Source organism: Cryobacterium sp. 10C3 (assembly GCF_034314285.1).
GTDB classification, from domain to species: Bacteria; Actinomycetota; Actinomycetes; order Actinomycetales; family Microbacteriaceae; genus Cryobacterium; species Cryobacterium glucosi.
The window spans coordinates 3,595,080-3,618,719 of sequence record NZ_JAVIWF010000002.1 but is presented as its reverse complement, the minus strand read 5'-3'; the positions used below and the strand labels follow the sequence as shown (position 1 = coordinate 3,618,719).

Annotated in this window: 30 protein-coding genes, 2 tRNA genes and 1 pseudogene; 16 read left to right on the top strand and 17 right to left on the bottom strand. The window is 67.1% G+C overall.

Annotated elements, in window-relative coordinates:
- Positions 1-14 precede the first annotated feature (14 nt).
- The 5 genes from RGU41_RS18200 (at position 15) to RGU41_RS18180 (ending at position 3,636) form a co-directional block, all read left to right on the top strand.
- A complete protein-coding gene (locus RGU41_RS18200) occupies positions 15-761 on the top strand; it encodes an ATP-binding cassette domain-containing protein (protein WP_322137394.1) in 747 nt (248 codons plus the stop codon).
- Positions 758-1,084: a putative quinol monooxygenase gene (locus RGU41_RS18195; RefSeq protein WP_322137017.1), complete on the top strand. Its 327-nt coding sequence runs from the start codon at positions 758-760 to the stop codon at positions 1,082-1,084. Before RGU41_RS18200 ends, RGU41_RS18195 begins: the two co-directional genes overlap by 4 nt.
- A 71-nt stretch (positions 1,085-1,155) precedes the next feature.
- Complete coding sequence (locus RGU41_RS18190) at positions 1,156-1,824, top strand: histidine phosphatase family protein (protein ID WP_134446656.1); 669 nt, start codon at positions 1,156-1,158, stop codon at positions 1,822-1,824.
- Between the two features lie 43 nt (positions 1,825-1,867).
- Positions 1,868-2,188, top strand: coding sequence for a DUF6458 family protein (locus RGU41_RS18185; RefSeq protein ID WP_416172960.1), 321 nt, complete (start codon positions 1,868-1,870; stop codon positions 2,186-2,188).
- Positions 2,189-2,244: 56 nt separating this feature from the next.
- Positions 2,245-3,636 carry a protein kinase domain-containing protein gene (locus tag RGU41_RS18180; RefSeq protein WP_322137016.1) on the top strand — a complete coding sequence of 464 codons (1,392 nt, stop codon included), beginning with the start codon at positions 2,245-2,247 and terminating at the stop codon, positions 3,634-3,636.
- Here RGU41_RS18180 and RGU41_RS18175 read toward each other — a convergent pair.
- From RGU41_RS18175 to RGU41_RS18135, 10 genes and pseudogenes are all read right to left on the bottom strand, one after another.
- The gene (locus tag RGU41_RS18175; RefSeq protein ID WP_322137015.1) at positions 3,599-4,564 is read right to left on the bottom strand and encodes a DMT family transporter; all 966 of its coding nucleotides are present in this window, start codon (positions 4,562-4,564) and stop codon (positions 3,599-3,601) included. The two genes, RGU41_RS18180 and RGU41_RS18175, sit on opposite strands and share 38 nt — an antisense overlap.
- A gap of 131 nt (positions 4,565-4,695) precedes the next feature.
- Positions 4,696-5,757: a metalloregulator ArsR/SmtB family transcription factor gene (locus tag RGU41_RS18170; RefSeq protein WP_322137014.1), complete on the bottom strand. Its 1,062-nt coding sequence runs from the start codon at positions 5,755-5,757 to the stop codon at positions 4,696-4,698.
- Positions 5,758-5,832: 75 nt separating this feature from the next.
- Positions 5,833-6,543, bottom strand: coding sequence for a GntR family transcriptional regulator (locus tag RGU41_RS18165; RefSeq protein WP_322137013.1), 711 nt, complete (start codon positions 6,541-6,543; stop codon positions 5,833-5,835).
- Positions 6,544-6,627: 84 nt separating this feature from the next.
- A complete protein-coding gene (gene uxuA, locus RGU41_RS18160; RefSeq protein WP_134446652.1) occupies positions 6,628-7,704 on the bottom strand; it encodes a mannonate dehydratase in 1,077 nt (358 codons plus the stop codon).
- Complete coding sequence (locus RGU41_RS18155; RefSeq protein ID WP_322137012.1) at positions 7,695-9,068, bottom strand: mannitol dehydrogenase family protein; 1,374 nt, start codon at positions 9,066-9,068, stop codon at positions 7,695-7,697. Before RGU41_RS18155 ends, uxuA begins: the two co-directional genes overlap by 10 nt.
- Positions 9,069-9,076: 8 nt before the next feature.
- Positions 9,077-9,349: a hypothetical protein gene (locus RGU41_RS18150; RefSeq protein WP_322137011.1), complete on the bottom strand. Its 273-nt coding sequence runs from the start codon at positions 9,347-9,349 to the stop codon at positions 9,077-9,079.
- Between the two features lie 5 nt (positions 9,350-9,354).
- On the bottom strand, positions 9,355-9,483 hold the full coding sequence (locus RGU41_RS18145) for a hypothetical protein (protein ID WP_255454104.1): 129 nt from the start codon (positions 9,481-9,483) through the stop codon (positions 9,355-9,357).
- Positions 9,484-9,692: 209 nt separating this feature from the next.
- The gene (locus RGU41_RS18140) at positions 9,693-11,204 is read right to left on the bottom strand and encodes an FAD-dependent oxidoreductase (protein WP_416172961.1); all 1,512 of its coding nucleotides are present in this window, start codon (positions 11,202-11,204) and stop codon (positions 9,693-9,695) included.
- Between the two features lie 86 nt (positions 11,205-11,290).
- A pseudogene (locus tag RGU41_RS21100) lies at positions 11,291-11,620 on the bottom strand (2-enoate reductase); the annotation flags it as partial.
- Between the two features lie 309 nt (positions 11,621-11,929).
- A complete protein-coding gene (locus RGU41_RS18135) occupies positions 11,930-13,003 on the bottom strand; it encodes a DMT family transporter (protein ID WP_322137009.1) in 1,074 nt (357 codons plus the stop codon).
- Between the two features lie 376 nt (positions 13,004-13,379).
- Between RGU41_RS18135 and RGU41_RS18130 the strand changes: the two genes are divergently transcribed.
- Positions 13,380-14,612, top strand: a complete 1,233-nt coding sequence (locus RGU41_RS18130) for an HNH endonuclease signature motif containing protein (protein WP_322137008.1) — start codon at positions 13,380-13,382, stop codon at positions 14,610-14,612.
- 117 nt (positions 14,613-14,729) lie between these two features.
- On the opposite strand, the gene RGU41_RS18125 is transcribed toward RGU41_RS18130, so the two are convergent.
- Positions 14,730-15,083, bottom strand: coding sequence for a cation transporter (locus RGU41_RS18125; RefSeq protein ID WP_322137007.1), 354 nt, complete (start codon positions 15,081-15,083; stop codon positions 14,730-14,732).
- Positions 15,080-15,325 (bottom strand): hypothetical protein, encoded by a 246-nt coding sequence (locus RGU41_RS18120; protein WP_322137006.1) that lies wholly within the window; start codon positions 15,323-15,325, stop codon positions 15,080-15,082. Before RGU41_RS18120 ends, RGU41_RS18125 begins: the two co-directional genes overlap by 4 nt.
- Before the next feature lie 51 nt (positions 15,326-15,376).
- Between RGU41_RS18120 and RGU41_RS18115 the strand changes: the two genes are divergently transcribed.
- From RGU41_RS18115 to RGU41_RS18105, 3 genes are all read left to right on the top strand, one after another.
- Complete coding sequence (locus RGU41_RS18115; protein WP_322137005.1) at positions 15,377-15,550, top strand: hypothetical protein; 174 nt, start codon at positions 15,377-15,379, stop codon at positions 15,548-15,550.
- A 10-nt stretch (positions 15,551-15,560) separates the two neighbouring features.
- Complete coding sequence (deoC, locus tag RGU41_RS18110) at positions 15,561-16,256, top strand: deoxyribose-phosphate aldolase (RefSeq protein WP_322137004.1); 696 nt, start codon at positions 15,561-15,563, stop codon at positions 16,254-16,256.
- 311 nt (positions 16,257-16,567) lie between these two features.
- Positions 16,568-17,146, top strand: a complete 579-nt coding sequence (locus RGU41_RS18105; protein WP_322137003.1) for a carbonic anhydrase — start codon at positions 16,568-16,570, stop codon at positions 17,144-17,146.
- A gap of 67 nt (positions 17,147-17,213) precedes the next feature.
- Here the strand turns inward: RGU41_RS18105 and RGU41_RS21095 are convergent, their stop codons facing one another.
- Genes RGU41_RS21095 through RGU41_RS18095 form a run of 3 tightly spaced genes read right to left on the bottom strand, consistent with a single transcriptional unit; the run spans position 17,214 to position 18,440 of the window.
- Complete coding sequence (locus tag RGU41_RS21095; protein ID WP_416173170.1) at positions 17,214-17,378, bottom strand: cupin domain-containing protein; 165 nt, start codon at positions 17,376-17,378, stop codon at positions 17,214-17,216.
- Positions 17,303-17,761, bottom strand: a complete 459-nt coding sequence (locus RGU41_RS18100) for a helix-turn-helix transcriptional regulator (RefSeq protein ID WP_322137002.1) — start codon at positions 17,759-17,761, stop codon at positions 17,303-17,305. The genes RGU41_RS21095 and RGU41_RS18100 overlap by 76 nt, the downstream gene beginning before the upstream one ends.
- Positions 17,762-17,771: 10 nt before the next feature.
- Complete coding sequence (locus RGU41_RS18095; protein WP_322137001.1) at positions 17,772-18,440, bottom strand: cyclase family protein; 669 nt, start codon at positions 18,438-18,440, stop codon at positions 17,772-17,774.
- A 111-nt stretch (positions 18,441-18,551) separates the two neighbouring features.
- Between RGU41_RS18095 and RGU41_RS18090 the strand changes: the two genes are divergently transcribed.
- The 7 genes from RGU41_RS18090 to RGU41_RS18060 all read left to right on the top strand — a co-directional run bounded on the left by RGU41_RS18090 (position 18,552) and on the right by RGU41_RS18060 (position 23,271).
- On the top strand, positions 18,552-19,481 hold the full coding sequence (locus tag RGU41_RS18090; RefSeq protein WP_322137000.1) for a cytosine permease: 930 nt from the start codon (positions 18,552-18,554) through the stop codon (positions 19,479-19,481).
- A complete protein-coding gene (locus RGU41_RS18085; RefSeq protein ID WP_322137393.1) occupies positions 19,376-20,131 on the top strand; it encodes a cytosine permease in 756 nt (251 codons plus the stop codon). The genes RGU41_RS18090 and RGU41_RS18085 overlap by 106 nt, the downstream gene beginning before the upstream one ends.
- Positions 20,128-20,538 (top strand): nuclear transport factor 2 family protein, encoded by a 411-nt coding sequence (locus RGU41_RS18080; RefSeq protein ID WP_322136999.1) that lies wholly within the window; start codon positions 20,128-20,130, stop codon positions 20,536-20,538. Before RGU41_RS18085 ends, RGU41_RS18080 begins: the two co-directional genes overlap by 4 nt.
- An 81-nt stretch (positions 20,539-20,619) precedes the next feature.
- Positions 20,620-21,279, top strand: a complete 660-nt coding sequence (locus RGU41_RS18075; protein ID WP_322136998.1) for a hypothetical protein — start codon at positions 20,620-20,622, stop codon at positions 21,277-21,279.
- Positions 21,180-21,626 (top strand): hypothetical protein, encoded by a 447-nt coding sequence (locus RGU41_RS18070; RefSeq protein ID WP_322136997.1) that lies wholly within the window; start codon positions 21,180-21,182, stop codon positions 21,624-21,626. The genes RGU41_RS18075 and RGU41_RS18070 overlap by 100 nt, the downstream gene beginning before the upstream one ends.
- A gap of 3 nt (positions 21,627-21,629) precedes the next feature.
- On the top strand, positions 21,630-22,901 hold the full coding sequence (locus RGU41_RS18065; RefSeq protein WP_134558667.1) for a M20 family metallo-hydrolase: 1,272 nt from the start codon (positions 21,630-21,632) through the stop codon (positions 22,899-22,901).
- 55 nt (positions 22,902-22,956) lie between these two features.
- The gene (locus RGU41_RS18060; RefSeq protein ID WP_322136996.1) at positions 22,957-23,271 is read left to right on the top strand and encodes a hypothetical protein; all 315 of its coding nucleotides are present in this window, start codon (positions 22,957-22,959) and stop codon (positions 23,269-23,271) included.
- Positions 23,272-23,430: 159 nt separating this feature from the next.
- On the opposite strand, the gene RGU41_RS18055 is transcribed toward RGU41_RS18060, so the two are convergent.
- Positions 23,431-23,505, bottom strand: a tRNA-Met gene (locus RGU41_RS18055).
- 33 nt (positions 23,506-23,538) lie between these two features.
- Positions 23,539-23,610: transfer RNA gene (locus tag RGU41_RS18050), tRNA-Thr, on the bottom strand.
- Positions 23,611-23,640 lie beyond the last annotated feature (30 nt).

Genomic DNA, 23,640 nt, shown 5'->3' with positions numbered 1-23,640 from the left:
CGGTTCGCGAGCCGATCCTCACGGCGAAGAAGCTCGTCAAGACCTACGGCCGTGTCGTCGGCCTCGACGGCGTGAGCCTCGAGCTCTACCCCGGCGAGGTCCTCGCGATCATCGGTGACAACGGCGCGGGCAAGTCCACCCTGATCAAGTGCCTGACCGGCGCAGAAGTCGCCGACGAGGGCGAGATCACCCTCGACGGTAAGCCCGTCCAGTTCAAGCGGCCGCAGGACGCGCACGCCGCAGGCATCGAGACGGTCTACCAGACCCTCGCCGTGTCCCCGGCCCTCGACGTGGCCTCGAACCTGTTCCTCGGGCGCGAACTGCGGCGCCCGGGCCTGCTCGGTTCGGTGTTCCGCATGGTCGACACGAAGGGCATGCGGAAGCGCGCGAAGCAGGAACTGAGCGACCTCGGCATCAGCACCCTGCAGGACGTCACCGTCGCGGTCGAGAACCTCTCCGGCGGTCAGCGCCAGGCCGTCGCCGTCGCTCGGGCGGCGGCCTTCGGTTCGAAGGTCGTCGTCCTCGACGAACCGACCGCGGCCCTCGGCGTCCGCGAGTCGAACCAGGTGCTCGAGCTGGTCAAGAACCTCCGCGACCGGGGCATCCCGGTCATCCTGATCAGCCACAACATGCCGCACGTGTTCGAGGTCGCCGACCGCATCCACATCCAGCGACTCGGCAAGTGCGCCGCGACGATCACGCCGCAGTCGCATTCCATGACGGATGCCGTCGCGATCATGACCGGGGCCAGGAAGGCATGACCATCACACCGCCCACGCATCCCGGCGAGCCCGTCGCCCTGTACGCCGAATTCACCGCCCTCCCCGGCCGCGGGGACGAGGTGGCCGCGCTCCTCGCCGGCCTGACCGTCGACGTTCGCCGGGAGCCGGGCAACGTGACCTTCGACCCGCACCGCCGCGTTTCGGACCCGCTCGAGTTCTTCGTGTACGAGGTGTACCGCGACGCCGACGCGTTCCAGGCGCACATCACGGCGGCCTACGGGGCCGCGTTCAACGCAGCCCTCGGCGACCTGATCGAGGGCGAGGGATCGGAGCTGACCTGGCTGACTCCTCTCACCGTCTGATTTCTGCGAGGGCCGATCGTTGGGCATCCTAGAAGCGGATGCCCGACGACAGGGCGTCCCGAAAGGTAACCATGCGCCTCATCCTGATCCGGCACGGCCAGACGGTGTCCAACGTCGGTGGTCTCCTCGATACCGCGCACCCCGGCGCCGACCTCACGCCGCTCGGCCGTGAGCAGGCCGGGAATCTCGTGGCCGCCCTCGAATCGGTGACGATCGACGCCCTCTACGTCTCCACCCTCGTACGCACCCAGCAGACCGCGGCACCGCTCGCGGCGGCACGGGGACTCGAGGCCCGCGTCCGCGAGGACATCCGCGAGGTCGCAGCCGGCCACCTCGAGGGACGCCACGACCGGGCCGCCGTTGACGCGTACTGCACGACGTTCCTGGCCTGGGCGAACGGCGACCTCGACACCGTGATGCCCGGAGGAGAGTCCGGCAGGGACACCTTCGCCCGGTTCGACCGGGTCGTGACGGAGGCCGACGATCTCGGGCACGAGACCGTCGCCTTCGTCAGCCACGGAGCGATCCTGCGCGCCTGGACGGGGTACTCCTGCAGCAACCTCCACGCCGGCTACGTGTCGGACAATCCGCTCAGCAATACCGGCACGATCGTCGTCACCGGTTCGCCGCTCACGGGGTGGACCGCGGAAAGCTGGATCGGCAGCGTCCTCCCCGAGGTCCTGACGAGTGCCCCCGCCTCGTCCGGACCCGCCGGACTGCCGGCGGACCGTGGATTCTGAGCGCGCCCACCGGTTCTCTTTTCGGCGTACCTAGGCTAATCTGATGCAACTGTACGACACCGGATCGCTCGGACTCGGCCTCGCCGCATCCCGAAGAATGGACAACACGATGAGCATTGGCGCCGGAATCTTCCTCCTTGTCGTGGGAGCGATCCTTGCATTCGCCGTCGATCTCCAGGTCGCGGGAATCGACCTGAAGACGATCGGTTACATCCTGATGCTCGCCGGACTTGTCGGAGTCATCCTCGGCATCGTGCTGATCACGCGGCGGCGACAGTCTGTTTCAACGACTCGGTCCGCCGTCGATCCTGCCAGCGGTGAACAGATCACCCGGCAGACGACCGAGCGCGACCCGCTGATCTGAATTTCCCAGGTTCGGGATATCCCGGCGAACCGAAACCTCGACACTGACAGGGTCAGATGACCGCGAAACCCACAGGGCTTCTTGGCCGCCGTTACCAGCTCAAGGAGCTGATCGGACGCGGCGGCATGGCGTCCGTCTACCGGGCCGCCGACAACAGGCTCGGCCGGGATGTCGCGATCAAGGTATTCACGACCGTCGCCATCGAACAGGACGACATCCAGCGCCAGCAGGCCGAGATCAACGTGCTTGCAAGCCTCAGTCACCATAGCCTCGTGACGCTCTTCGACGTCGGTGTGCACCGGGCCACGCCCGACCGACGCCAGATCTTCCTGGTGATGGAGCTCATCGACGGCGTCGACCTCCGGGAGCGACTCCTCGAAGGTCCGCTGTCGGTGCGGAACATCTCCCAGGTCGGCTATGACCTGGCCGAGGGCCTCGAGTACATCCACGGGCGAGGCATCGTGCATCGGGACATCAAGCCGGCGAACATCCTCCTCGCCCAGTACAGCAGCCGGTTCCGGGCGCGCGCCAAGCTCACCGACTTCGGCATCGCGCTGTCCCCGGCGAGTGAGCGCCTGACCAACGGCGGCATGACGTCGGGAACGGCGGCGTACCTCAGCCCGGAGCAGGCCAGAGGCGAGGAAGTGGGACCGCCGAGTGACATCTACGCTCTCGGACTGGTGCTCCTCGAGTGTTTCACCCGGGAACTCGCCTTTCCCGGCCAGCCGGTTCCGGCGGCCGTCGCCCGACTCCTGCGCGATCCGGTGATCCCGGCGTCGATATCGCCGGCCTGGCGCGACCTGCTGTCCACCATGCTCGCCAGGGACCCGGCCGACCGGCCGGACATCGGCGAGGTGGTGCTCGCGCTCCGCCAGGCCGTGATCACGGAGACGGGCAGGCACCGGGGCGAGGAAACCAGTCCCCTCGTGACGGACGAAGCAGGGCGGATGGCTGCGGTCGCGCGCCTGCAGATCCTCGACACGCCTCCGGACGGAACCTTCGACCGGATCACGGCACTCGCCGCCAGGATCTTCTCGGTGCCGATCTCCATCATGAGCATCGTCGACCAGGACCGGATCTGGTTCAAGTCCCATGCCGGGCTCGACCTCGAACAGATCTCCCGAGACCCTGGCCTGTGCGCCTCGGCGATCATGCAGGACAGGCCCTGGGTGATCGAGGATGCGCGCACGGATGTCCGCGCCCTCGCGAATCCCCTGGTCTCCGGTGGTTTCGGCCTGCAGTTCTACGCGGGCGTTCCGCTGCGCACCCGGGACGGATTCAACCTCGGCACGCTGTGCGTGCTCGACTTCGAGCCGAGAACCGTGACGGATGCCGAGATCGAGACCCTGGGCGACCTCGCCGCCCTGGTCATGAACGAACTGGAACTGCGGCTCGAGTACGGCAGGGACCTCACCCGGCCCGCACCGGCATCCGCCGGGGCACCGTAAGGATCGCGAGTCCCGTCACAAGCAGCAGGATGCCGCAGATGGTCGCGGGAGTGAAGTCCTCGTGCAGCAGAAAGATTCCGAGTGCGGTCGCCGTCACGGGTTCGACAAGCGTGAGTGTCGATACCTGCGAGGCCGGCAGGCCCCGCAATCCGCGGGCGAACAGGGTGTATGCGAGGGCCGTCGTCACGACCGCGAGCCACGCGGCCGTCGCCAGCCCGGCCGGTTGGGCGAGCCAGGCCGGATTGCTTGCGAGAAGCACGGGCAGCATCAGCACGGCGGCCGTACCGAAGGTGGCGCCCATGGCTGTGGTGGGCGACCAGCCGCGATCGAGGAGCAGCTTGGTGCTCAGCGTGTACACGGCGTAGGACGCGGCCGCACCGAGTGAGCCCGCGATCCCGAGCGCCGTCACGGGGCCGCCTCCCCCGCTGTAGAGCCCGGAGAGCGCTGCCACCCCCGTCGCCGCAACGAACGTCGCACACGCCCAGCGGATGCCCGGGGGCCGGCGGAACCAGCCCCACTCGAGCAGTCCCGTCAGCACGGGAGCGGATCCGAGCGCGACGAGGGTGCCGACCGCGACCCCGTTCTGCGCGGTCCCGGTGAAGAAAGCCGGCTGGTACGCGGCAACGCCCGCAGCCCCGAGGAGCACGAGCGCCACGCTCGAGCCGCGCAGCCGGCCGCGGACGCGCCCCGGCTCGCGGTCGCTGTCGCCGTCGCGGTCGGCCCCGGCCGACCGCCTCCGGCGCTCAGCGAGCGCCACCGCGAACGCGAGGATCGTCAAGAGCGCGCCGCCGAACACGATGCGCGCCGCGCCGAGAGACGTCGCACTCGCCTGGGCACCGCCGAGGGCGCCGAGGGCCTGAGCGGTGCCCGTCGTCCCGAAGCACACGGCCGCAAGTACGATCAGCCACCTCGAAGCCCGCACGGTCATACGTCATTGTTCCATGCGCCCTGCCGCTGCCTGCCACCGTGAGATGGACGGTCGAGATGCACCGTTCCGGTCGAGTGTTCCCGTTCTGCCGGTGGCTCTCGACCGGAAAAGGTACGTCTCGGAGGGCACACTCAGGTCGTGGGCAGCCGCATCCGGTCGAGGTCGGCGAGGAGGGCCTTGACCCGCGCCTCGATCTCGTCGCGAATCGCCCGGACGCCCTCCATCGGGAGTCCGACGGGGTCGGCGAGGTCCCAGTCGAGGTACGTGCGGCCGGGATAGACCGGGCACGCGTCGCCGCAGCCCATCGTGATCACGTAGTCCGCCGCCCGGACGACCTCGTCCGTCAACGGCTTGGGGTACTCGCCCGCGAGGGGAACGCCGATCTCGTCGAGCGCGGCGACGACCATCGGATTGACCCGGCCGGCCGGAGCCGACCCTGCCGTCAGGACCCGCACGCGATCCCCCGCGAGCGACCGCAGAATGGCCGAGGCGAGCTGGGATCGTCCTGCGTTCTGAACGCAGACGAACAGCACGTCCGGAACGTCCGGAACGTCGGGAACGTCCGGAGAGCCTGGAGAACCCGGAATGCCCGACGCGCCCGACGCGTCGGACGCGTCCGTCGCGAAGAGACCGTTCGTCGCATTCCGGCCATCCACCGCGGCCAGCGACTGCAGTCGGTCGCCGGCGAAGCGCGCCGTGAACGAGGGAAGATAGCGGGTGATCTTCGCCTGCCGGGCGAGGAGTTCGTAGCTCTCCCGCACGTATCGGCCGACGGTTTCGTGCGAGAACGTGCCCCGGAACCGGGTCGCGAGGTCGTCCGTGATGCGCGCCAGCACGGGCGCGGCCACGACGGCCGCGATCGGGTCGGTGTCGCTCCTGGTCGTCTCGAGAACGTCGCCGACCCGCTCGGGCACGACCGAATACCAGACCTGACGCCCGACCTGATCCCGGGCGAGCAGGCCTTCCTCGGTCATGATGCGCATGTGATGGCTGACGGTCGGCTGGCTCAGTCCGAGTGCCGTGGCGAGTTCGCCGACGAGTGCGCGGCCGTCCGGCCGGCCGACGATCATGCCGAGCAACTGCACCCGGGTCGGGTCGGCCATCGCGCGCAGGCCCCGGGCGATGTCCTCGGCGGCCGCGCGGTCGAGCGGCCGCAGCGCGTCCGGATCGGGGCCGGCAAGGTCTGTTCGCATAGACGCGAGTCTATGCGACCGGGCAGCGGATGCCCCTGGCGACCCGGCGTGCCACCTGGCCGGCGTCCCGCGCACCTACTGGGACGGGTCGAGGGTGAACAGCTCCGGGTTGGTCTGCCGCACTGCGGCAATGTCGTTGAAGACACGGCGCAGGTGCTCCCGCATGGCGCTCGCGGCCGCATCCCCATCGCCCGCCGCGAGCGAGTCGGTGATGACCTCATGCTGGTCGATCAACACGCTCATCCCGGTGAAGGACAACGACAGGTGCCGCGCCCTGTCGAGGTGCGCCTTGGCCTGGGCGACGGTCCGCCAGGCGGAGCCGTGGCCGCTGATGCCCATCAGGGTCGCGTGGAAGTCCTCGTCGAGGGTGAAGAAGCCGGACTGGGTCTTGCGGCTGTCCGCGATCCGCTGAGCGTCGATGATCGCGTTCAGTTCGGCGATGTCGTCGGGCGTCGCGCGGGCGACCGACTCGTTCAGGGCAGCGAGCTCGAGGGATTCCCGCACGAACTGGGCCGTCTCGATCTCGGAGAGCAGGATCGGCGCGACGAGCGTTCCGACCTGAGGGACCACGAAGACGAGCTGCTCCTCGGCGAGGAGGATGAGGCTCTCGCGGATCGGGGTGCGGGACAGCCCGAGCTGGCCGGCGAGCTCGTTCTCGGACAGCCGGGTGCCGGGGGCCAGGTCGAGCGTGATGATCTTCTGGCGGATGATCTCGAGGGCGTGCGTGCGGGCGTTGCGCCGTGTGGTCGCGGGCCTGGCCCGAAACGCTCCCGAATCCATCGTCATCTTTCTAGTATGAGGCGCTGGTGTTCTTGCATGGTACGGCGCAGTCAGGTGGGCCCGGAAGTCCGGGCCCACCAACCGGGCGGCTCAGGCCCTGGAGGCCTTGTCGATGGCTTCCCACAGCCCGTTGAGGTACGCGATTCCGAGCGCACGGTCGTACAGGCCATAGCCCGGGCGCCCGGTCTCGCCCCAGATCATCCGGCCGTGGTCCGGACGGATGTACCCGTCGAAGCCGACGTCGTGGAAGGCCTTCATGATCTCGTAGATGTCGAGCGAACCCATCTCCGAAAGGTGCGCGGCCTCCTCGAAGTTGTCGTTGCCGAGGTGCTTGATGTTGCGCACGTGGGCGAACGGCACCCGGTCGCGACCGGCGAAATAGCGGATGAGCGCGGGAACGTCGTTTTCCGGATTCTCACCGAGGCTGCCGGTGCAGAGGGTCAGCGCGTTGTGCGGGCTGTCGACCATTTCGACGATGGCCTTGAGGTCGTCGAAGTTCTTCACGATCCTGGGGAGGCCGAAGATCGGCCGGGGCGGGTCGTCCGGGTGGATGGCCATCTTGATGTCGTACTTCTCGCAGGTCGGGATGATCGCCTCGAGGAAGTACCGCAGGTTGTCGGAGAGCTTCTTCTCGTCGACATCCGCGTACTGGGCGAACAGGGCCTTGAGGCCCTTCATGCGCTCGGGCTCCCAGCCCGGCATGACGTATCCGTTCGAGTCGCCCTCGACCGATGCAGCCATGCCCTCGGGGTCCATGGTGTCGACGATGGACTGGTCATAGGCCATCGTCGTCGAACCGTCGGGAAGCGTCCTGGCCAGCTCGGTGCGCACCCAGTCGAAGACCGGCATGAAGTTGTAGCAGATAACCTTGATACCGAACTCGGAGAGGTTCCTGATGGTCTCCTTGTAGTTCTCGATGTACGCGTCGCGGCTCGGGAGCCCGATCTTGATGTCGTCGTGGATGTTGACGCTCTCGATCACCTCGAGGCTCATCCCGGCTTCCTCGATCTGTGCTTTCAGCTGGGCGATCTTGGCTTTGGGCCAGACCTCGCCGACCGGGACGTCGTAGAGGGCGCCGACGACACCTTCGACGCCCGGAATCTGCCGGACCTGCCCGAGCGTGATCTTGTCGTCGTCGGGTCCGAACCACCGGAATGTCATTTGCATGATGCTGTCTCCTCTGTGTTGCTTGTGGTGCTGTTGCTTGTGGTGCTCGCGTACTTGTGCAGCGTGCTGCGAACCGCCCCGGGGCCCGCGACGAGTTCTTCGACGTACCCCTCGATCCGCGCACCGAGTCCGGTGTCGTACAGGTTGAGCCCGAAGATGTCCCGGTTGGAGAGGATCGGATGCAGCCGCCGGCCGACGCTTGCCGGGTCCCCGAGCCTGATGTCACTCACGTACCGGCGCAGGTGCTCGTTCATCGGGTCCGGGCTCAGCTCGAACGGCTCTCCCCCGTCGTCGAGTGCGAGCAGGTAGCGGCACCAGCCGGCGATGGCGAGCGGAATGAACGTCAGATCGTCGGGGGCGCCAGCGTTCCGGTAGAGCTTGATCGTCTCGCCGAAGCGGATGCCGACCTTCTGCGAGGTGTCGGAGGCGATCCTCTGCGGGGTGTCCGGGATGCGCTTGTTCGGCAGCCGTTCCCCCACGACCTGGTCGAGGAAGCTCTTCGGGTCGATGATGCCGGGGTTCGTCACGACGGGGAGCCCCTCCCGGTAGCCGATCCCCGTGATCAGGGCCGAAATGTCGGCGTCTGCGGTCTCGTCGGCGATCGACGTGAAGCCCAGCAGGCATCCGTAGATCGCCATGGCCGTGTGCAGCGGGTTGAGGCAGGTGCACACCTTCATGCGTTCGACCTTGTTGACGGTGTCGCGGTCGGTGAAGTACACGCCGGCCTTCTCGAGCGGCGGACGGCCGTTCGGGAAGGTGTCCTCAACGACGAGGTAGTTGACTTCCTCGGTGTTCACGAAGGGCGCCGTCGTCGTGTGCTTCTGCGTGACCAGGATCTCGGTGTCGCCGAATCCCGCTGCCTGCAGCTCGCCGGCGACGGAGGCCGACGGGCCCGGCGTGATCCGGTCGATCATGCTCCAGGGGAATGCGACCTTCGCCGGGTCGGTGAGGTAGCCGAGGTACCCGTCGTCGACGAAGCCCCTGTCCTTCCAGGCCCGGGCGACCACGAGGATCGCGTCGCGGAGCTTCTCGCCGTTGTGCGAGAAGTTGTCGGTGCTGACCATCGCGATCGGGGTCGCGCCGGCCCGGTAGCGCTCGAGGAGAAGCGAGGCCAGGTGCGCCATGGTGTGCCGCGCGTGGTCCGGGCCCGCCTCGATGTCCCCCAGCACGAGCCCGGAAAGTTCGCCGTCCGGGCCCTTCAGGTTGTAGCCCTTCTCGGTGATCGTGACCGTGGCGAGCTGCAGGCTCGGGTTCGCGAAGATCGCCCTGACCCGCGCGGTGCCGGCCGGGTTCGACTCCGCGAGGTACTGGCTCTCGGTGATGCTCGCGATCAGTTCCTTTTCGATGTCCCCGTTCGCCTTCATCACGACGGTCAAGAGAGGTTGTCGCGACCCTGGTAGATCGTCTCGATCAGTTCGTCGTCGTAGGTGTCGACGACGACGATTCCGGTCTCGCTCTCACCGGCGTTGAGCAGTCGCTGCTGCAGCGAGGCGTGCAGGCAGCGGAACAGGTTCCCGCCGCCGAAGTGGATCCAGGCCGGGTTCGCCGTGGTGGCTCGCGTGACCGCGGCGCGGTCGAAGTGCGGCACGGTGATACCGGCCGATTCGAACGCGGCGAGGTTCTGCATGGTTTCGGTCGTGAGCATCAGCATCAGTTCTTGGCTCCCGCCGTTGTCAGTTCGACCTGGATCTGCTCGAGCGTCTTGCCCTTATTCTCCGGGACGAGCTTGTACGTGCCGGCGTGTGCTTTGGGTTGTGCTGGTGCGTGTGCGACGGTCATTGTCGCCACCTTCCTGGGGATGGAGCTCGTCCCGAGACGGATGGTCCCTGGTTGCTTTGACTACTACCATACTAGTGTTCCACAGGAATGGCTAGGACAGTGCCGCGGGCGTGCCGGACGCACCGAGCGCGGGTGCTCCGCCGCAACGCGGGTGGCGCACCACCAGCGGAACGGCGCAACACCCGCGCTCGGTGCGCGAAGGTCGCCGCCTACAGGCCGGAGGCGACTTCGAAGGCGTCCCAGATCCCGTACATGATGTTCGACACCCTGCGGGCATCGCCGAGGAGGTGGATCTCCTTGCCGGAATCGAGAATGCTCCGGTACAGCGTGTTGTTCGAGGCGTAGCCGACCGAGAGGATCACCGATTCGCTCGCGATCTCCCGCTCGATGCCGCCGACGACCACGACGACGCCCTGCGGTGTCGCACGCAGCACCGTGGCCGACGTCACCGTCGCGATGCCCTTGAACGGAATGAGTTCGTGCAGCATCATGTGGTTCGCCTCGCACAGCGGCCCGGACACGTCGAGGATGTCCTCGGCCTGCTCGACGATCGTGACGTTCACCCCGTGGTCGGCGAGGTGCAGGGCGAGCTCGCACCCGACGAGGCCGCCTCCGACGATCACGGTTGTCGCGCCCGGGTCCGAGACGCCCTCGAGCACGTCGGCGGCCGAGAACACCGGCACGCCGCCCGGCAGCGCGAAGAGCCGTGGCACCGAACCGGTGGCGACGATGATCTCGTCCGCGGCGGATGCCTCGATCATCGTCTCGTCGACCGGCGCATTCAGGTGCACCTCGACTCCGAGCTCGGCGAGCGTGGCCTCGTACCAGCGGATCAGCGCGAGGTCGTCCTCCTTGAAATCGGGGACACCTCCCGGAATCAGGTTTCCGCCGAGGGCAGCGGAGGCCTCATAGATGACGGGCACGTGCCCGCGCAACGCGAGCACCCTGGCCGCCTCGCAGCCGGCGACCCCGCCGCCGACGATCATCACGTTCTTGGCCCGGAGCGCCGGGTACAGGCGCCATTCGGCTTCGCGTCCGCACTGGGGGTTGACCGCGCAGTTGATGGCGGCGAACGCTTCGATCCGGCCCATGCACCCCTCCTGGCAGGAGAGGCACGGGCGGATCAGGTTCTGGTGCCCGCTGTGCAGCTTGTTGACGTAGTCGGCGTCGGCCAGAAGTGGGCGGCCGAGCGAGACGAGGTCCGTCGCGCCGTCCTCGACCGCGGCGAGCGCGACGTCCGGGTCGTCCATCCGGCCGGCGCAGATGACCGTGATGCCGACCGCATCGCTGACCGCCTTGGCGAAGGGCACGTAGAGGCCCTTCTTCTGGTACATCGGCGGGTGGTTCCAGAACCAGGAGTCGTAGGTGCCCACGTCGATGTCGAGGGCGTCATATCCGTACTCCTCGAAGAGGCGCGCGGCCTCGAGACCTTCCGGGAGGTCGCGACCCTTCTCGACGAAGTCCTCCCCGGGAAGGCCGCCCTCTCGCCAGTCCTTCACGAACGACTTGGGGCTGAATCGCAGCGTGACCGGGTAGTCGGCGCCGCAGCGTTCCTTGATTTCGTCGACGATCTCGCGGGCGAAGCGCAACCGGTTGTCGAGGCTTCCGCCGTACGCATCCGTGCGCTGGTTATAGAAGGAGGTCGCGAACTGGTCGAGGAGGTACCCCTCGTGCACGGCATGGATCTGCACGCCGTCGAACCCGGCGCGCTGGGCGAGCACCGCGGAATCGCGGAATCGCCCATGCTCCGCACCGTCGCGTGGATCTCCTCGACCGTCATCTCGCGGCAGATGGCCTCTGACCACCGATGCTTGATCGGCGACGGCGCGACCGGCTGCGCGCCGCCCTGGAGGAAGGCGGTCATGATGACCCGACCGAAGCCGGCGCCGAGTTGCAGCATGATTTTGGCGTCGTAGGCGTGCACCCGCTCGACGAGTTCACGGCTGGTGCGGAGGAACGCACCGGGATTCCGCATCGGCATCGGCACGCTGCCGTTCGGAAACTTCTCCGCCGGGTTGGTGACGGGCGTGATTCCCGTGATGATGAGCCCGACGCCGCCGCGGGCTCGCGCGACGTAGTACTCGATGCCGCGCGAATTCCAGCCGCCCTCCGCATCGGAGAAACCGAGGGGCCCCATCGGCGCCATCGCGAATCGGTTCTTGAGCTCCATCGACCCGAGGTTCGTCGGTTCGAACAGGCGGCGATATCGAACGGATGCGCGGGGCGGCGCCGGAGAGGCGGGTGCAGCGGATGCTGGTGGTGCAGTCTTAATCGTTGGGACAGTCAGGATTGACGTAGCGGTATCCTCCTTGGTTGAGTGGATCCGCCAACATCGTTGTCAAGGGTGCAGCTTCTTCGGCGAAGCCGCGACGGTCCCTCCCTCCTCACGGTACGCTCAGCGCGGCGAGGGGGACCGCAGAAACGGCCGAATCGGAATCTGTCAGGCTCAGTGCTCGTGCCGGTGGTGCATGTCCGGGTAGTGCTCGTGCGTGTGGGTGATGGCTTGGTGCGTGTGTTCGTGCTTGTGCCAGGTTCCCGGCGAGACCGGCTCGGCATGGTCGTGCTGGTGATGCTCATCGTGAGTGTGCCAGTGGTCGTGCGTGATCGGTTCGTGCGTGTGCTCGTGCTCGTGGCGCTCGGTGAGGTGAAGCCAGATCCCGACAGCCATCAGGAAGCCGGCGATGACGAGAGGCCACGTCACGGCGTCACCGAGAATGATGGCCAGCACCGCGCCGAAGAATGGCGCGATCGAGAAGTACGCCCCGGCCCGCGCCGTACCCACATGGCGCATTGCGACGATGAAGAGAACCAGGCTGATGCCGTAGGCGAAGAACCCCACGACGAGGGCCGCAGCGATGTTTCCAGCTGCCGGGAGGTGCGCACCGAGGAGGAAGGCGAGCGCCAGGTTGACCGGGCCGGCGACGGAACCCTTGACGGCGGCGAGCCACGTCGCATCCGTCAGTGCGATCTTTCGGGTGAGGTTGTTGTCGAGGCCCCAGCAGAGGCACGCGCCGAGGATGGCGAGGGACGGCCAGGCGCTTCCGAAGTTCGCCCCGCCGGGAGCGCTCAGGATGACGGCCCCGGCAACGATCGCGAGCATTCCGAGGGCGATGCGCCGGTCGAAATTCTCTTTGAAGACGAACCAGGCCAGGAGTGCGGTGAAGACGCCTTCGGCGTTCAGCAGCAGCGATGCGCCCGAGGCCGGCATGTTCGAGAGGCCGAGCATCAGGAGCACAGGGCCGAAGATCCCGCCGAACAGGATCGCACCCGTCAGCGGCACCCACTCGGCGCGGCTGAGCCGCACCCGGGGCGACCGGCGAACGACCCGGATCAGGCCGAGGCCGATCCCGGAGCCGCAGTACAGCAGGCCGGCCAGCATCCACGGACTGACCTCGCCGAGGAGGATCTTGGCGAGCGGTGTCCCGGCACCGAACAGCACCGCGGACACCAGCGCCGCCTGGACTCCCCGGTTGGCGAGGGCACCCGCCCTCGAGCCGTTCTCCGGTGATGAAGTATTCATCCGCACAGTCTCTCAGACGCATGGGCGACCACACTCGCGACGTCGGCGAGACTACCGGTTTCCGAGACGGCCACTCCTCAACAAAGTGCTTCTGACCGGGTTATCCACAGGTGATTTGCGGGCGTGCGGATGCCGGTGGAATGTCGGTGGTCCTCCGTAGAGTGACCGGTATGACAGCTGAAGAACCCTCAACCATTCGTTCGGAAAGCACGGCGGAACCCCCGCCCGGGACCCCTCCCGACTCGTACCTGAACCCCCGGCATCTGAGCCTTGTGGAGCCGCCCTCGCCGATTTCTATGACGCGATCCGGGACGCGGACCGGGAAATCAATCAGGCCACCGCTCGCCGGGCCGCCGCGGTCTACACCGCCCAACGGGTGCTCGCCGATGTCGGCCGGGCCCGGGCGGACGCCGCAGTGCGGGCGGGCGGCCTGCGCCCGCCGTGGTCTCCGGAAGAAGCCACGAAAGAGGAGTTCACGTGCGAGGTCAGCGCTCTGCTGCGGCTCCCGCGCCGGACGGCGGAGACCCTGATCGAAGCCAGCCGCACCCTCGCCGAAGACCTCCCCGTGACCCGGGAGGCCCTGGCCTCCGGGGCGATCAGCTACCGGCACGCCCAGGTGATCATGGAGCAGGCCTGGGGCATCCGGGTCGATGATGACCCGGAAGCGGCCGCCCGGGCCCGGGCCGTGTTCGAGGAGGTCCTCGTGCCCGACGCGGAAGTGCTGACCGTGGCGAAGCTCGCCGACCGGGCCCGAAGGGTGCGGGAACGCACCCACCCGGAAACCATCACCGCGAGGCACCAGAAAAGCGTCGAGGACCGGCACGTGGTGTTCCAGGCCCTCAACGACGGCATGGCGTCGCTGTACCTGACCGGGGATGCCGAGAAGGTGCAGGCCGCCTACCACCGCACCCTCGACCTCGCCCTGACCCTGCAGGGCCCGGACGAGGTCCGCACCTTGACCCAGATCGCGGCCGATGTGCTCACCGACGTCCTGATCGGCGGGGTCACCCCGGACGGACTCGGTGCCGGGGTGGCCGCGCAGGTCAACGTGACCGTCCCCGTGCTGACCCTGCTCGGGAAGAGCGAGGAACCCGGGTATCTGTCCGGGTACGGACCCATCGAACCCGACACCGCGAGGCGTCTCGCGGCCGGGGCGCCGAGCTTCACCCGGCTCCTCACCCACCCGGAAACCGGCGTCGTGCTCTCCATGGGACGCGACACCTACAAACCACCCGCCGCGCTCAAGAAATGGCTGGAGGTGCGGGATGAAACCTGCACCTTCCCGGGCTGCCGGCGCTCCGCCAAACGATCAGACCTCGACCACAGTGTGGAGTGGCAGCACGGCGGGGAGACCGACGCGATGAACCTCGCCCACCTCTGCCCGTATCACCACGCGGTGAAGAGCTACACCCGGTGGTCGCCGAGGCACCTCGGCGACGGCCGCATCGAATGGACCTCCCCGGCCGGGTACAGCTACATCGTCGAACCCTCCGCCGACATGAGACCACCCCGGAAACCGAAACCCGCACCGAAACCGCCAGCCCCGATCGTTGACGTCTGGAACCTCGACCCCACACCCGACGACCCCGACGACCCGACACCGTTCTAGAACCGGCGGGTCCCCCTCACCGGACTGCTACATTGTCCGGCCGCCGCAGCTATCGCTACGGCCCAAAAGCCACAGCAGCCGATGCGGGGAGTGACCAGGCGACCGACAAGAACGGGATCATGGCCGGAATATGTGGATGGCTTCACGGACCGCGTAGTAGACGATCACATAGCCGGCGAGGGGATCGGCCCACCACCAGCCGAGGACGAGGTCGAGGACCAACCCCGCGAGTACGGCGACGGCCAGCACACCGTCGATCAGAGTGACTCGGCCTTCCGTGACGAGCACGGGATTTCCGAGGGCGCGGCCGGTCCGGGCCTTCCCGAACGCCAGTGCGAACATGACAGCGGCCGTTATGCCCGTCCAGACGATTCCGGCGACGCTCGGCGACGCATGGTGGTTCGACGCCAGGGCCACGGTCGATTGCACGGAGAGGTATGCGGCGAGCGCGACGAACGCGACACCGATCATCCGCAGCGCACGCTGCTGACGAGTCTCCCCGTGCCGGACAGTTCCCAGAGCACGACCGTACTGGCACCGATCTCGATGAGGCTGTCGAGTCCGAATCCGACCAGGGCGACAGACGATGCGGTCACGCCGAGTACGGCCAGGATGGCGACCCCAACGACGTTCCAGCCCAGGGTGACATATTCGAGTCGTCGTCCGCGCCGGAGGAGAACCACCTCGGTATCGACGGCTCCGGTTGAACGCATGCCGTCCAGCGTAGAGTGAATGTCTGGGCAGATCACAGGCTCAGAGGGTCGGTGCTGCGCACAGCGCTCCGCTCCCGAATCTCCCGAACCTCCCACATCGCCATCGAAGCCGGTCGGGGTGATGCCTGGTTTCGCCGACTGGACCTGGACGGTCGCGTCGCCTCGATCGAGGAATTCAGCGCATCGACCGCGCTGCACATCTCCCCCGAACTCGTCACCAGCTAAGGACCCACCCATGACAACCTCCCTCGTCGACACCATCAGCATCGCCCGCTGTATTGACCACACCCTGCTCAAGCCGGAGGCCACCACCGCCGACGTCACCGCCCTCGTTGCCGAGGCCATAGAACTCGGCACCTACTCTGTCTGTGTCTCTCCCTCCATGCTGCCGCTCACCATCCCGGAAGGGGCCGACCTCAAGGTCGCGGTCGTCTGTGGTTTCCCCAGTGGCAAGCACCACAGCACCATCAAGGCCGCCGAGGCCGCCCTCTCCATCGCGCAAGGCGCCGACGAGATCGATATGGTCATCGACATCGGCGCGGCCAAGGCCGGCCGTTTCGCCGACGTGCAGGCCGATATCGCCGCCGTGCGTGCCAGTGTCCCAGCACCGAAGGTGCTCAAGGTCATCATCGAATCCGCGGCCCTGACCGACGCCGAGATCGTCGCCGTGTGCGAAGCGTCCGTGGCCGCGGGCGCCGACTTCGTCAAGACCTCCACCGGCTTCCACCCCGCCGGCGGGGCCACTGTGCATGCGGTGCGCCTGATGAAGCAGACAGTGGGCGACCGGGCCCAGGTGAAGGCGTCGGGCGGAGTCCGCAGCTTCGACGACGCCCTCGCCATGATCGAAGCGGGCGCGAGCCGCCTCGGCGTCTCCGGCAGCGCGGCGCTGCTCGCCGGCGCCATCCCGACCGGAGCTGCCGGGTCCTACTGACCCCCTCTCAGGCAAAGAATGACTCGGACTTCCGACGGAGTCCGGGTCAGTGTGGCGGGAGCGGGAATCAAACCGACGACGCCTTCCGAGCTTCCCGGTCAGCTGAAATGGCCGGAGAACTTATATGTGAGCTGCGACCAGGATCAAGGCGCGAGTTCTTGCGATATGCACGTCAGCTACCGCCCGACAACGAAGTGGACGACTTCCCCGGAACAATGCGCAACAAAGGCTTTCCGCTCCGGCATCGCTGACTACGCTTTCACAAAGTCCGCCAGCCGAGGCGGCTTACCCCCATCGTGAAGGACGCATCCATGACCGTTCTCGAAGAAGTCCTGTCCGCAAACAGCGCATACGCCGAAGCATTCGGCGACAAGTCAGAGCTCGCCCTGCCGCCGGCCAGGGGCTTCGCGATCCTCACCTGCATGGACGCGCGCCTCGATCCGGCCAAGTACGCGGGTCTGAGCGAAGGCGACGCGCACGTGATCCGCAACGCCGGCGGGCGTGCCTCCGACGACGCCATCCGCTCGCTCGTCATCTCCTACAAGCTCCTGGGCACCAAGGAATGGTTCGTCATCCACCACACCAACTGCGGGATGGAATTCTTCACCGACGAAGTCATCCGTGGACTGCTCGCCAACAGCCTGGAGACGGCCGCCCTCGGCGAGGCCGGCTTCTACGACGTCGGCACCGGCCCGGGTTCGGCGGAGGCGAAGTACGTCGACTGGCTGACGATCTCCGACCAGGCGTCGAGCGTTCTGGAGGACGTCGGACGCATCAAGGCGCATCCGCTCGTTCCCGCGGGAATCCCGGTCTACGGCTACATCTACGACGTGACGACCGGCCGGCTCGTCGAGGTGCCTGCGGCCACGGCAGCCGGCTCGGCGCGCTGAGGCAACCCCTGCCCGGCTGAGGCGCGGTGCCGGGGCAAGCCTGCGGACGCGAGCCGGCGATGTGCGTCTACGGCGCCGGGGCGAGCATCCAGATGACTTCGCAGGCGTCCGCCGGCGAGGGGTTTCGCCAGCGATGCGGATCCCTGCCGCGGAATGTCATCGCGTCACCCGTGGCCAGGAGAAAGACGTCTTCGCCGATGACCAGCTCGAGAGAACCGGCCAGGACGAGCACGAACTCCGCCTCGCTTTCCAGTTCGTAGAGGTCCGGGCCCGCCGAACCCCCGGCTGGATGCGGGAGTGGATCACCTGCATATGGGTCTGCACCCCCGGCGTCAGCAGGAACTCCTCGGCGCCCTGGCCCCCGAAGTTGATCGGCGCCCCCTCACCGGCACGGACGATCTGGGTGGCCGGCGCCTCGAAGAGTTCTCCCACCCGGAGACCGACGACATCGCAGATCGCGACGAGGGAGGAAACCGAGGGCGACACCTGGTCGCGTTCCATGCGGCTCAGAAACCCCGAGGTGACTCCCGCCGCGGTGGAGACCGCCTCCAGGGTCAGGTTCTTGGCCTGCCGGGCTGCGCGGAGCCGCGCTCCAATCGGAATCTGACGTGCCATTTCAACGTCCCTACGGTTCGAGCCGAATCGCTACCGCTCGCACCGGAGCACCATCTGCCGCTTCAAAAGCTATCGGAAGAAGCGAGATCACCGGCGCAGGGAAGTCGATTGCCGCGATATTCGTCAGATTCTCCCCGATCACGCCGTCGACGTCTGCGATGAGGTGATGCACAGGGAATCCCTCACCCGGATGGGTCTCATCGGGGGTTTCATCGATGTTGATCGCGTCGATCGCGAACGTTCGCACGCCGAGCCCGATCAGGCGACGGCAGGCATCCGCATCGAGAAAAGGGTTCTCGAAATACCGGTCGGTGCCGTAGTGCTCGCTCCAGCCGGTTTGCAGGAGGATGATCGAGCCCGGTCGCACCTGGTCGGCGACCGGCTCGATGAACTCCCAGCCGATGCGGCCGCGGGGCCCTGCGGCCCGGGCGTCGACGATGACGCCGCGTCCGACGAAGCGCTCGAGCGGGATCTCGTCGATCTTCAGGCCGGTCTCGCTGAAGTGGAAGGGGGCGTCCACGTGGGTGCCGGTCTGGGACCCCATGGACACGTTGAGCAGATTGAAGCCGTCTCGCTCGATGGTGCTGTGCACGGAGAATTCGAGCACCGGATCCCCCGGGTAGACCTGCGTGCCCGCACCGACGGGGACGGAGAGATCGACAATCGATTGTTTCGTCATGGTAAATAATTCTTGCATATCTATCAATTTTCTCCCAGTGAACGTAATGTCATCTCAACTTCTTCTGCGCAGTCGGAGACCCCACCCGCTACGAAAGACAAGGCGTTCACCATGACCAGCAGCAACACTGGCGCCGGCGATTCCGGCACCGCCGTGCTCAATGCCCGCCCCAAGATCACCGAGGTCGAAACCCACGGGATCGACACCATTCCACACCCTGACCGCACATCGACGTGGGTCGACCTCCTCCGCATCCAGTTCGGTGGCGCCAACACCTTCGCGACCGTTCTGCTCGGCACCTTCCCGATCGTGCTCGGCCTCTCGTTCTGGCAGGCCGTGCTCGCCACCGTCGCCGGGGTGCTCGTCGGCACCGTCTTCCTCATGCCGATGGGCCTTTTCGGCCCGCGCACCGGCACGAACAATGCCGTCTCGTCCGGCGCGTTCTTCGGCGTTCGCGGCCGCGTCGTCGGCTCCTTCCTGTCCCTCCTCACCGCGATCGCCTTCTACTCGATCTCGGTCTGGGTGAGCGGTGATGCCCTCGTCGGCGCGCTCAACCGCCTGGCCGGCATCGAGGACTCCGTCGGACTCCGCACCCTCGTCTACGGCGTCATCGGCGTGATCGTCATCGTCGTCGTCGTGTTCGGCTTCCAGTTCATGCTCCTCGTCAACAAGACCGCCGTGATCGCAAACACCGCCCTGATCCTGCTTGCGTTCGTCGCGTTCTCCGGCACCTTCGACGCCGGATACAACCCCGGGCCCGATGCCCTCGCCCTCGGCGGCTTCTGGCCCACCTTCGTCGCCTCGGCGACTCATCGTGATGGCGAACCCGATCTCCTTCGGCGCGTTCCTCGGCGACTGGTCGCGTTACATACCCGAAATCGACGCCGACGAGCAAGCTCCTCCTCGCCACCTTCCTCGGCCAGGCCCTCACCCTCATCCCGTTCCTGTTCGGCGTCGCCACCGCCACGATCGTCGCGGGCCAGGCCGACTACGTCTTCGCCCTCATCCAGGCCTCCCCGATCTGGTACGCAGTGCTCCTGATGGTGGTCGCCTTCATCGGCGGACTGTCGACGGGCACCACCTCGCTCTACGGCACCGGCCTCGACTTCTCCTCGGTCGTGCCTCGCTTCAGCCGGGTGCAGGCCACCATCGGAATCGGTGTCATCGCGTTCCTGTTCATCCTCACCGGGCGTCTGTTCTTCGACCTGCTCGGTGCCGTCAACGCGTTCATCGGGGCCATCATCGTGACCACGACACCCTGGATGGTCATCATGGCGATCGGCTTCATCGCGCGTCGCGGACACTTCGATGCCCGCAACCTGCAGGTCTTCAACAAGGGCGAGACCGGTGGCATCTACTGGTTCAACTCCGGCGTCAACTGGCGCGGCATGGTCGCCTGGATCGGCGCCGCCGTGATCGGACTCCTCTTCGCGAACTACCCGCCCGTCATCGTCGGCCCGTTCAGCGCCCTGGGCGGCGGCATGGACCTCAGCCTCGTGACGGCCGTCGTCGCGGGAGCCGTGCTCTACCTCGGCGCCCTCTGGATCTTCCCCGAACCCCGGTACGTGTTCGGCGAGGAAGGCCCGCGGCTCGTTCCCTCCTCGAATGCGCCGCTCCAGGACGTCGTGACCGACCACGCCTCGAGCGCGGCCCGCGTGCACGCCAGGGCCGCCGCACGGCGCGCCTCATGAGCAACGACGTGGCCGACCTCGGCACCCCGGCCGCCGACGCCCTCGCCGCCGCAGACGCGCTGATCTCCGACTTCGGAAACCATCGGCGGGACGCGTACTTCTCCCGGTTCGCCCCGGAGGCGACGTTCCTCTTCCATTCGGCGCCCGCGCGGCTCGAATCCCGGGCCGCCTACGAAGAGCTGTGGGACGAGTGGGAACAGCAGAACGACTTCCGGGTGCTCTCCTGCGTCTCGAGCGAGCGTCGGATCCAGGTCTTCGGCGAGGTCGCCGTGTTCAGCCACGACGTCGCCAGCACCGTCAGCGTCGACGGCACCGTGGAGACCCTGGCCGAGCGCGAGTCGATCGTTCTGGAAAACCGGGGCGGCACATGGCTGGCCGTGCACGAGCACCTCTCCGCGAGGTCGTGAGGTTCCCGTAGGAGCCGGACACGACATCCGCCCATGACCATATCGACACGCGTCCACACCCAGTCACCGAAAGAAGCATTCATGCACGAGATCGATTCCACCCTCGAGATATCCGACGGAAAGTTCCACCGGCTCCTCGGACCGGAGGCCCTCCCCGCGTTCGGCGACACCGGGGAACTCGAAGCGACCTGGGGACGGCGCTGGGGTGCCGCAGACGAGGTCGGCCGGCTGCGCTCCGTGCTGATGCGACGGCCGAGCCAGGGCCTCGCGAATGTGCGGGCGAACACCTACAACGAGGAACTCGGCGCCCTCGTCGACCCGGAACTGCGCTGGTACTGGACCGGGCGCGACACCCCGGACCTCGACCTCCTCAACGCGCAGTACGACGACTTCGTGAGCACCCTCACCCGCAATGACGTCGAGGTGGTGTTCGCCCCCGAGCTTCCCGCCACGTTCACGAAGTCTGTGTACACCCGCGACCCGTTGATCACGATCCCAGGCGGAGCGATCATCGGGCGCCTCGCCCCGCGGATGCGCCGGGGGAGGAACAGTCGATCACCGCAACGGTCGCCGCTGCGGGGATGCCCATCCTCGGCACGGTCACCGGCTCCGGCCTCGCCGAAGGCGGCAGTTTCCAGAAGGTGCGGCCGGACACGGCGTTCTTCGGCACCTCGGTGCGCTGCAACCCGGAAGGGTACCGGCAGCTGGCGAGGATCCTCGAGGAATTCGGCATCACCCTGAAGCGGGTCACGCTGCCCGGATACCTCATCCACCTGGACATGTGCGCCGTCATGCTCGACGACGACCTCGCCCTCGTCAACCCGCGGCTGGCGCCCTACGACTACATGGCACAGCTGTGGGACCTCGGCATCGAAACCATCGAGGTCGATCCCCGCGAGGAATGGGCGTGCAACATGCTCACCCTCGATCGCCGCAAGGTGATCATGCCCGACCACTTCCCGCGGACGGCCGAGATCCTCAGCGACCGGCACGACGTCGAGGTCCTGCCCGTCGCCTACCGCGAGATGCTCAAGAACGGCGGCAGCGTGCACTGCTCGACCATGGAACTGCAAAGAGACTGGAGCTAGACGATGACCACGAACACGATTGTCGACGCGAACACCGAGGCGGATGCCGCAGCACTCCTGGCCGATTTCCACACCATGTCCGAATTCGGCGCGACCAGCGGCGGCGGCGTCGACCGTCAGGCGGCGAGCGCCGCCGACGGCCAGACGCGGTCCTGGTTCTCTGCCTGGCTGGCCGACCGCGGCTTCCGGGTGGAGGTCGATACGATCGGCAACATCTTCGGCCTGCTCGAGCTGGTGCCCGGCGCGCCGTACGTGCTGTTCGGCTCGCACCTGGACAGCCAGCCCCTCGCCGGGCGGTACGACGGCGCATATGGCGTGCTCGCCGCCGGGCACGCCGCGCACCGCGCACACCGCGATCTCGCGGCATCGGGAATCACGCCCCGGTACAACATCGCCGTGGTCGACTGGTTCAACGAAGAGGGCTCACGGTTCAAGCCGAGCATGATGGGCAGCGCGGTCTTCACCGGCCGACTCGACCTCGAGGTCGCCCTGGCGACGACCGACCCGAGAGGCACGAGCGTGCGGGAGGCGCTCGACGCGATCGGCGGCCGCGGCGGCTTCGTCGGACCCGATGTGGCCGGCTACGCCGAGATCCACGTGGAACAGGGCCGCACGCTCGAAGACGCCGGGGTACCGATCGGAGTCGTCGCAAGCACCTGGTGCGCGTACAAATACGAGATCGTCGTACTCGGTGAGCAGTCCCACACCGGCTCGACCCTGATGCGGGACCGCCGCGATGCCCTTCTCGGTGCCTCCAAGCTCGTCGTCGCGATCAACGAGCTGGTCCGCGAGTTCGACGACGAGGTGCTGCACGCATCCGTCGGCGAGTTCACGGTCGGGCCCAACTCCCCCGTGACCATTGCACGCGAAGTGCGGCTGCTCGCCGACCTGCGCGCCCGGGAATCCAGCATCCTCGCCAGCGCCTTTGAAATTCTGCAACAGCGGATGCGCGCCATCGAGTCGGAAACCGGCGTGCGCATCGAGGTCCTCGCCTCGAGCGTCTGGGAGAGCGGACCTTTTCTCGAGACCGGGCTGGCCATCACCGAGACGGCCGCCGAGCAACTCGGCCTCGACAGCATGCGGGTGCTCACCCTCGCCGGGCACGACGCCACGAATCTGAAGGAAACGGTCCCCGTCATCCTCATCTTCGTTCCGAGCGTGGACGGGGTGTCCCACAACGAGAAGGAATTCACCCACGACACCGACCTCGTCGCGGGCGCCCGAGTGCTCACCGAGGTCGTGAAGCGCCTCGCGCTCGGCGACTTCGCGGGGTAGTCGCGGCGGCGCGGTTGAGGCGTCGCGTCCGGGATCGGTCCCCTAGCATGGCCACATGGACGAGATCGAGGCTGGGCAAGGCAACGTTTCCGAGTCAAACCGCTCGCGTCGGGTGAGCGTATCGATGGTCGTCCTCGGCGCCGTGGCGGCCGTCATCGGACTTGTGCTTCTTCTTCTGCCGAGCAATCAAGCGAGCTTCGGCTGGTACGCGTATGCGCCGCTCAGCGATTCGACATTCCTCCCGCCGGGCGGGCTGTTCTCGCCACAGAATCAGATCGGGATGGTGGTGTTCATCGTCGGGTTGGTCGTGCTCGCCTTCGGTGCCGGCTGGATGCTGGGGCAACATCACGATGCGCGCCGTGCGGAATAAGCCAGAACATCGAACTAGACGATGAGTTCGCGGCCCGAGGGAAGCGGCGCCGATAGTCGTGGTGATCGACAGCACAATCCAAAGTGCGGGGTTGTGTGGGGTTGAGCCTCTGGATGGCACGAAGAAGCCCCGGACTTCGCTGAAGTCCGGGGCTATGTGTAGCGGGAGCGGGAATTGAACCCGCGACACCACGATTATGAGCCGTGGTGCTCTAACCAACTGAGCTACCCCGCCACGACCTGCCGGCCTCACGACCGCCCAAGCCTGAGCCCCCTGTGGGAATCGGACCCACTACCTCTTCCTTACCAAGGAAGTGCTCTACCAATGAGCTAAGGGGGCAGAACTTCTCTTCAGAAGTTGCGCCCTGAA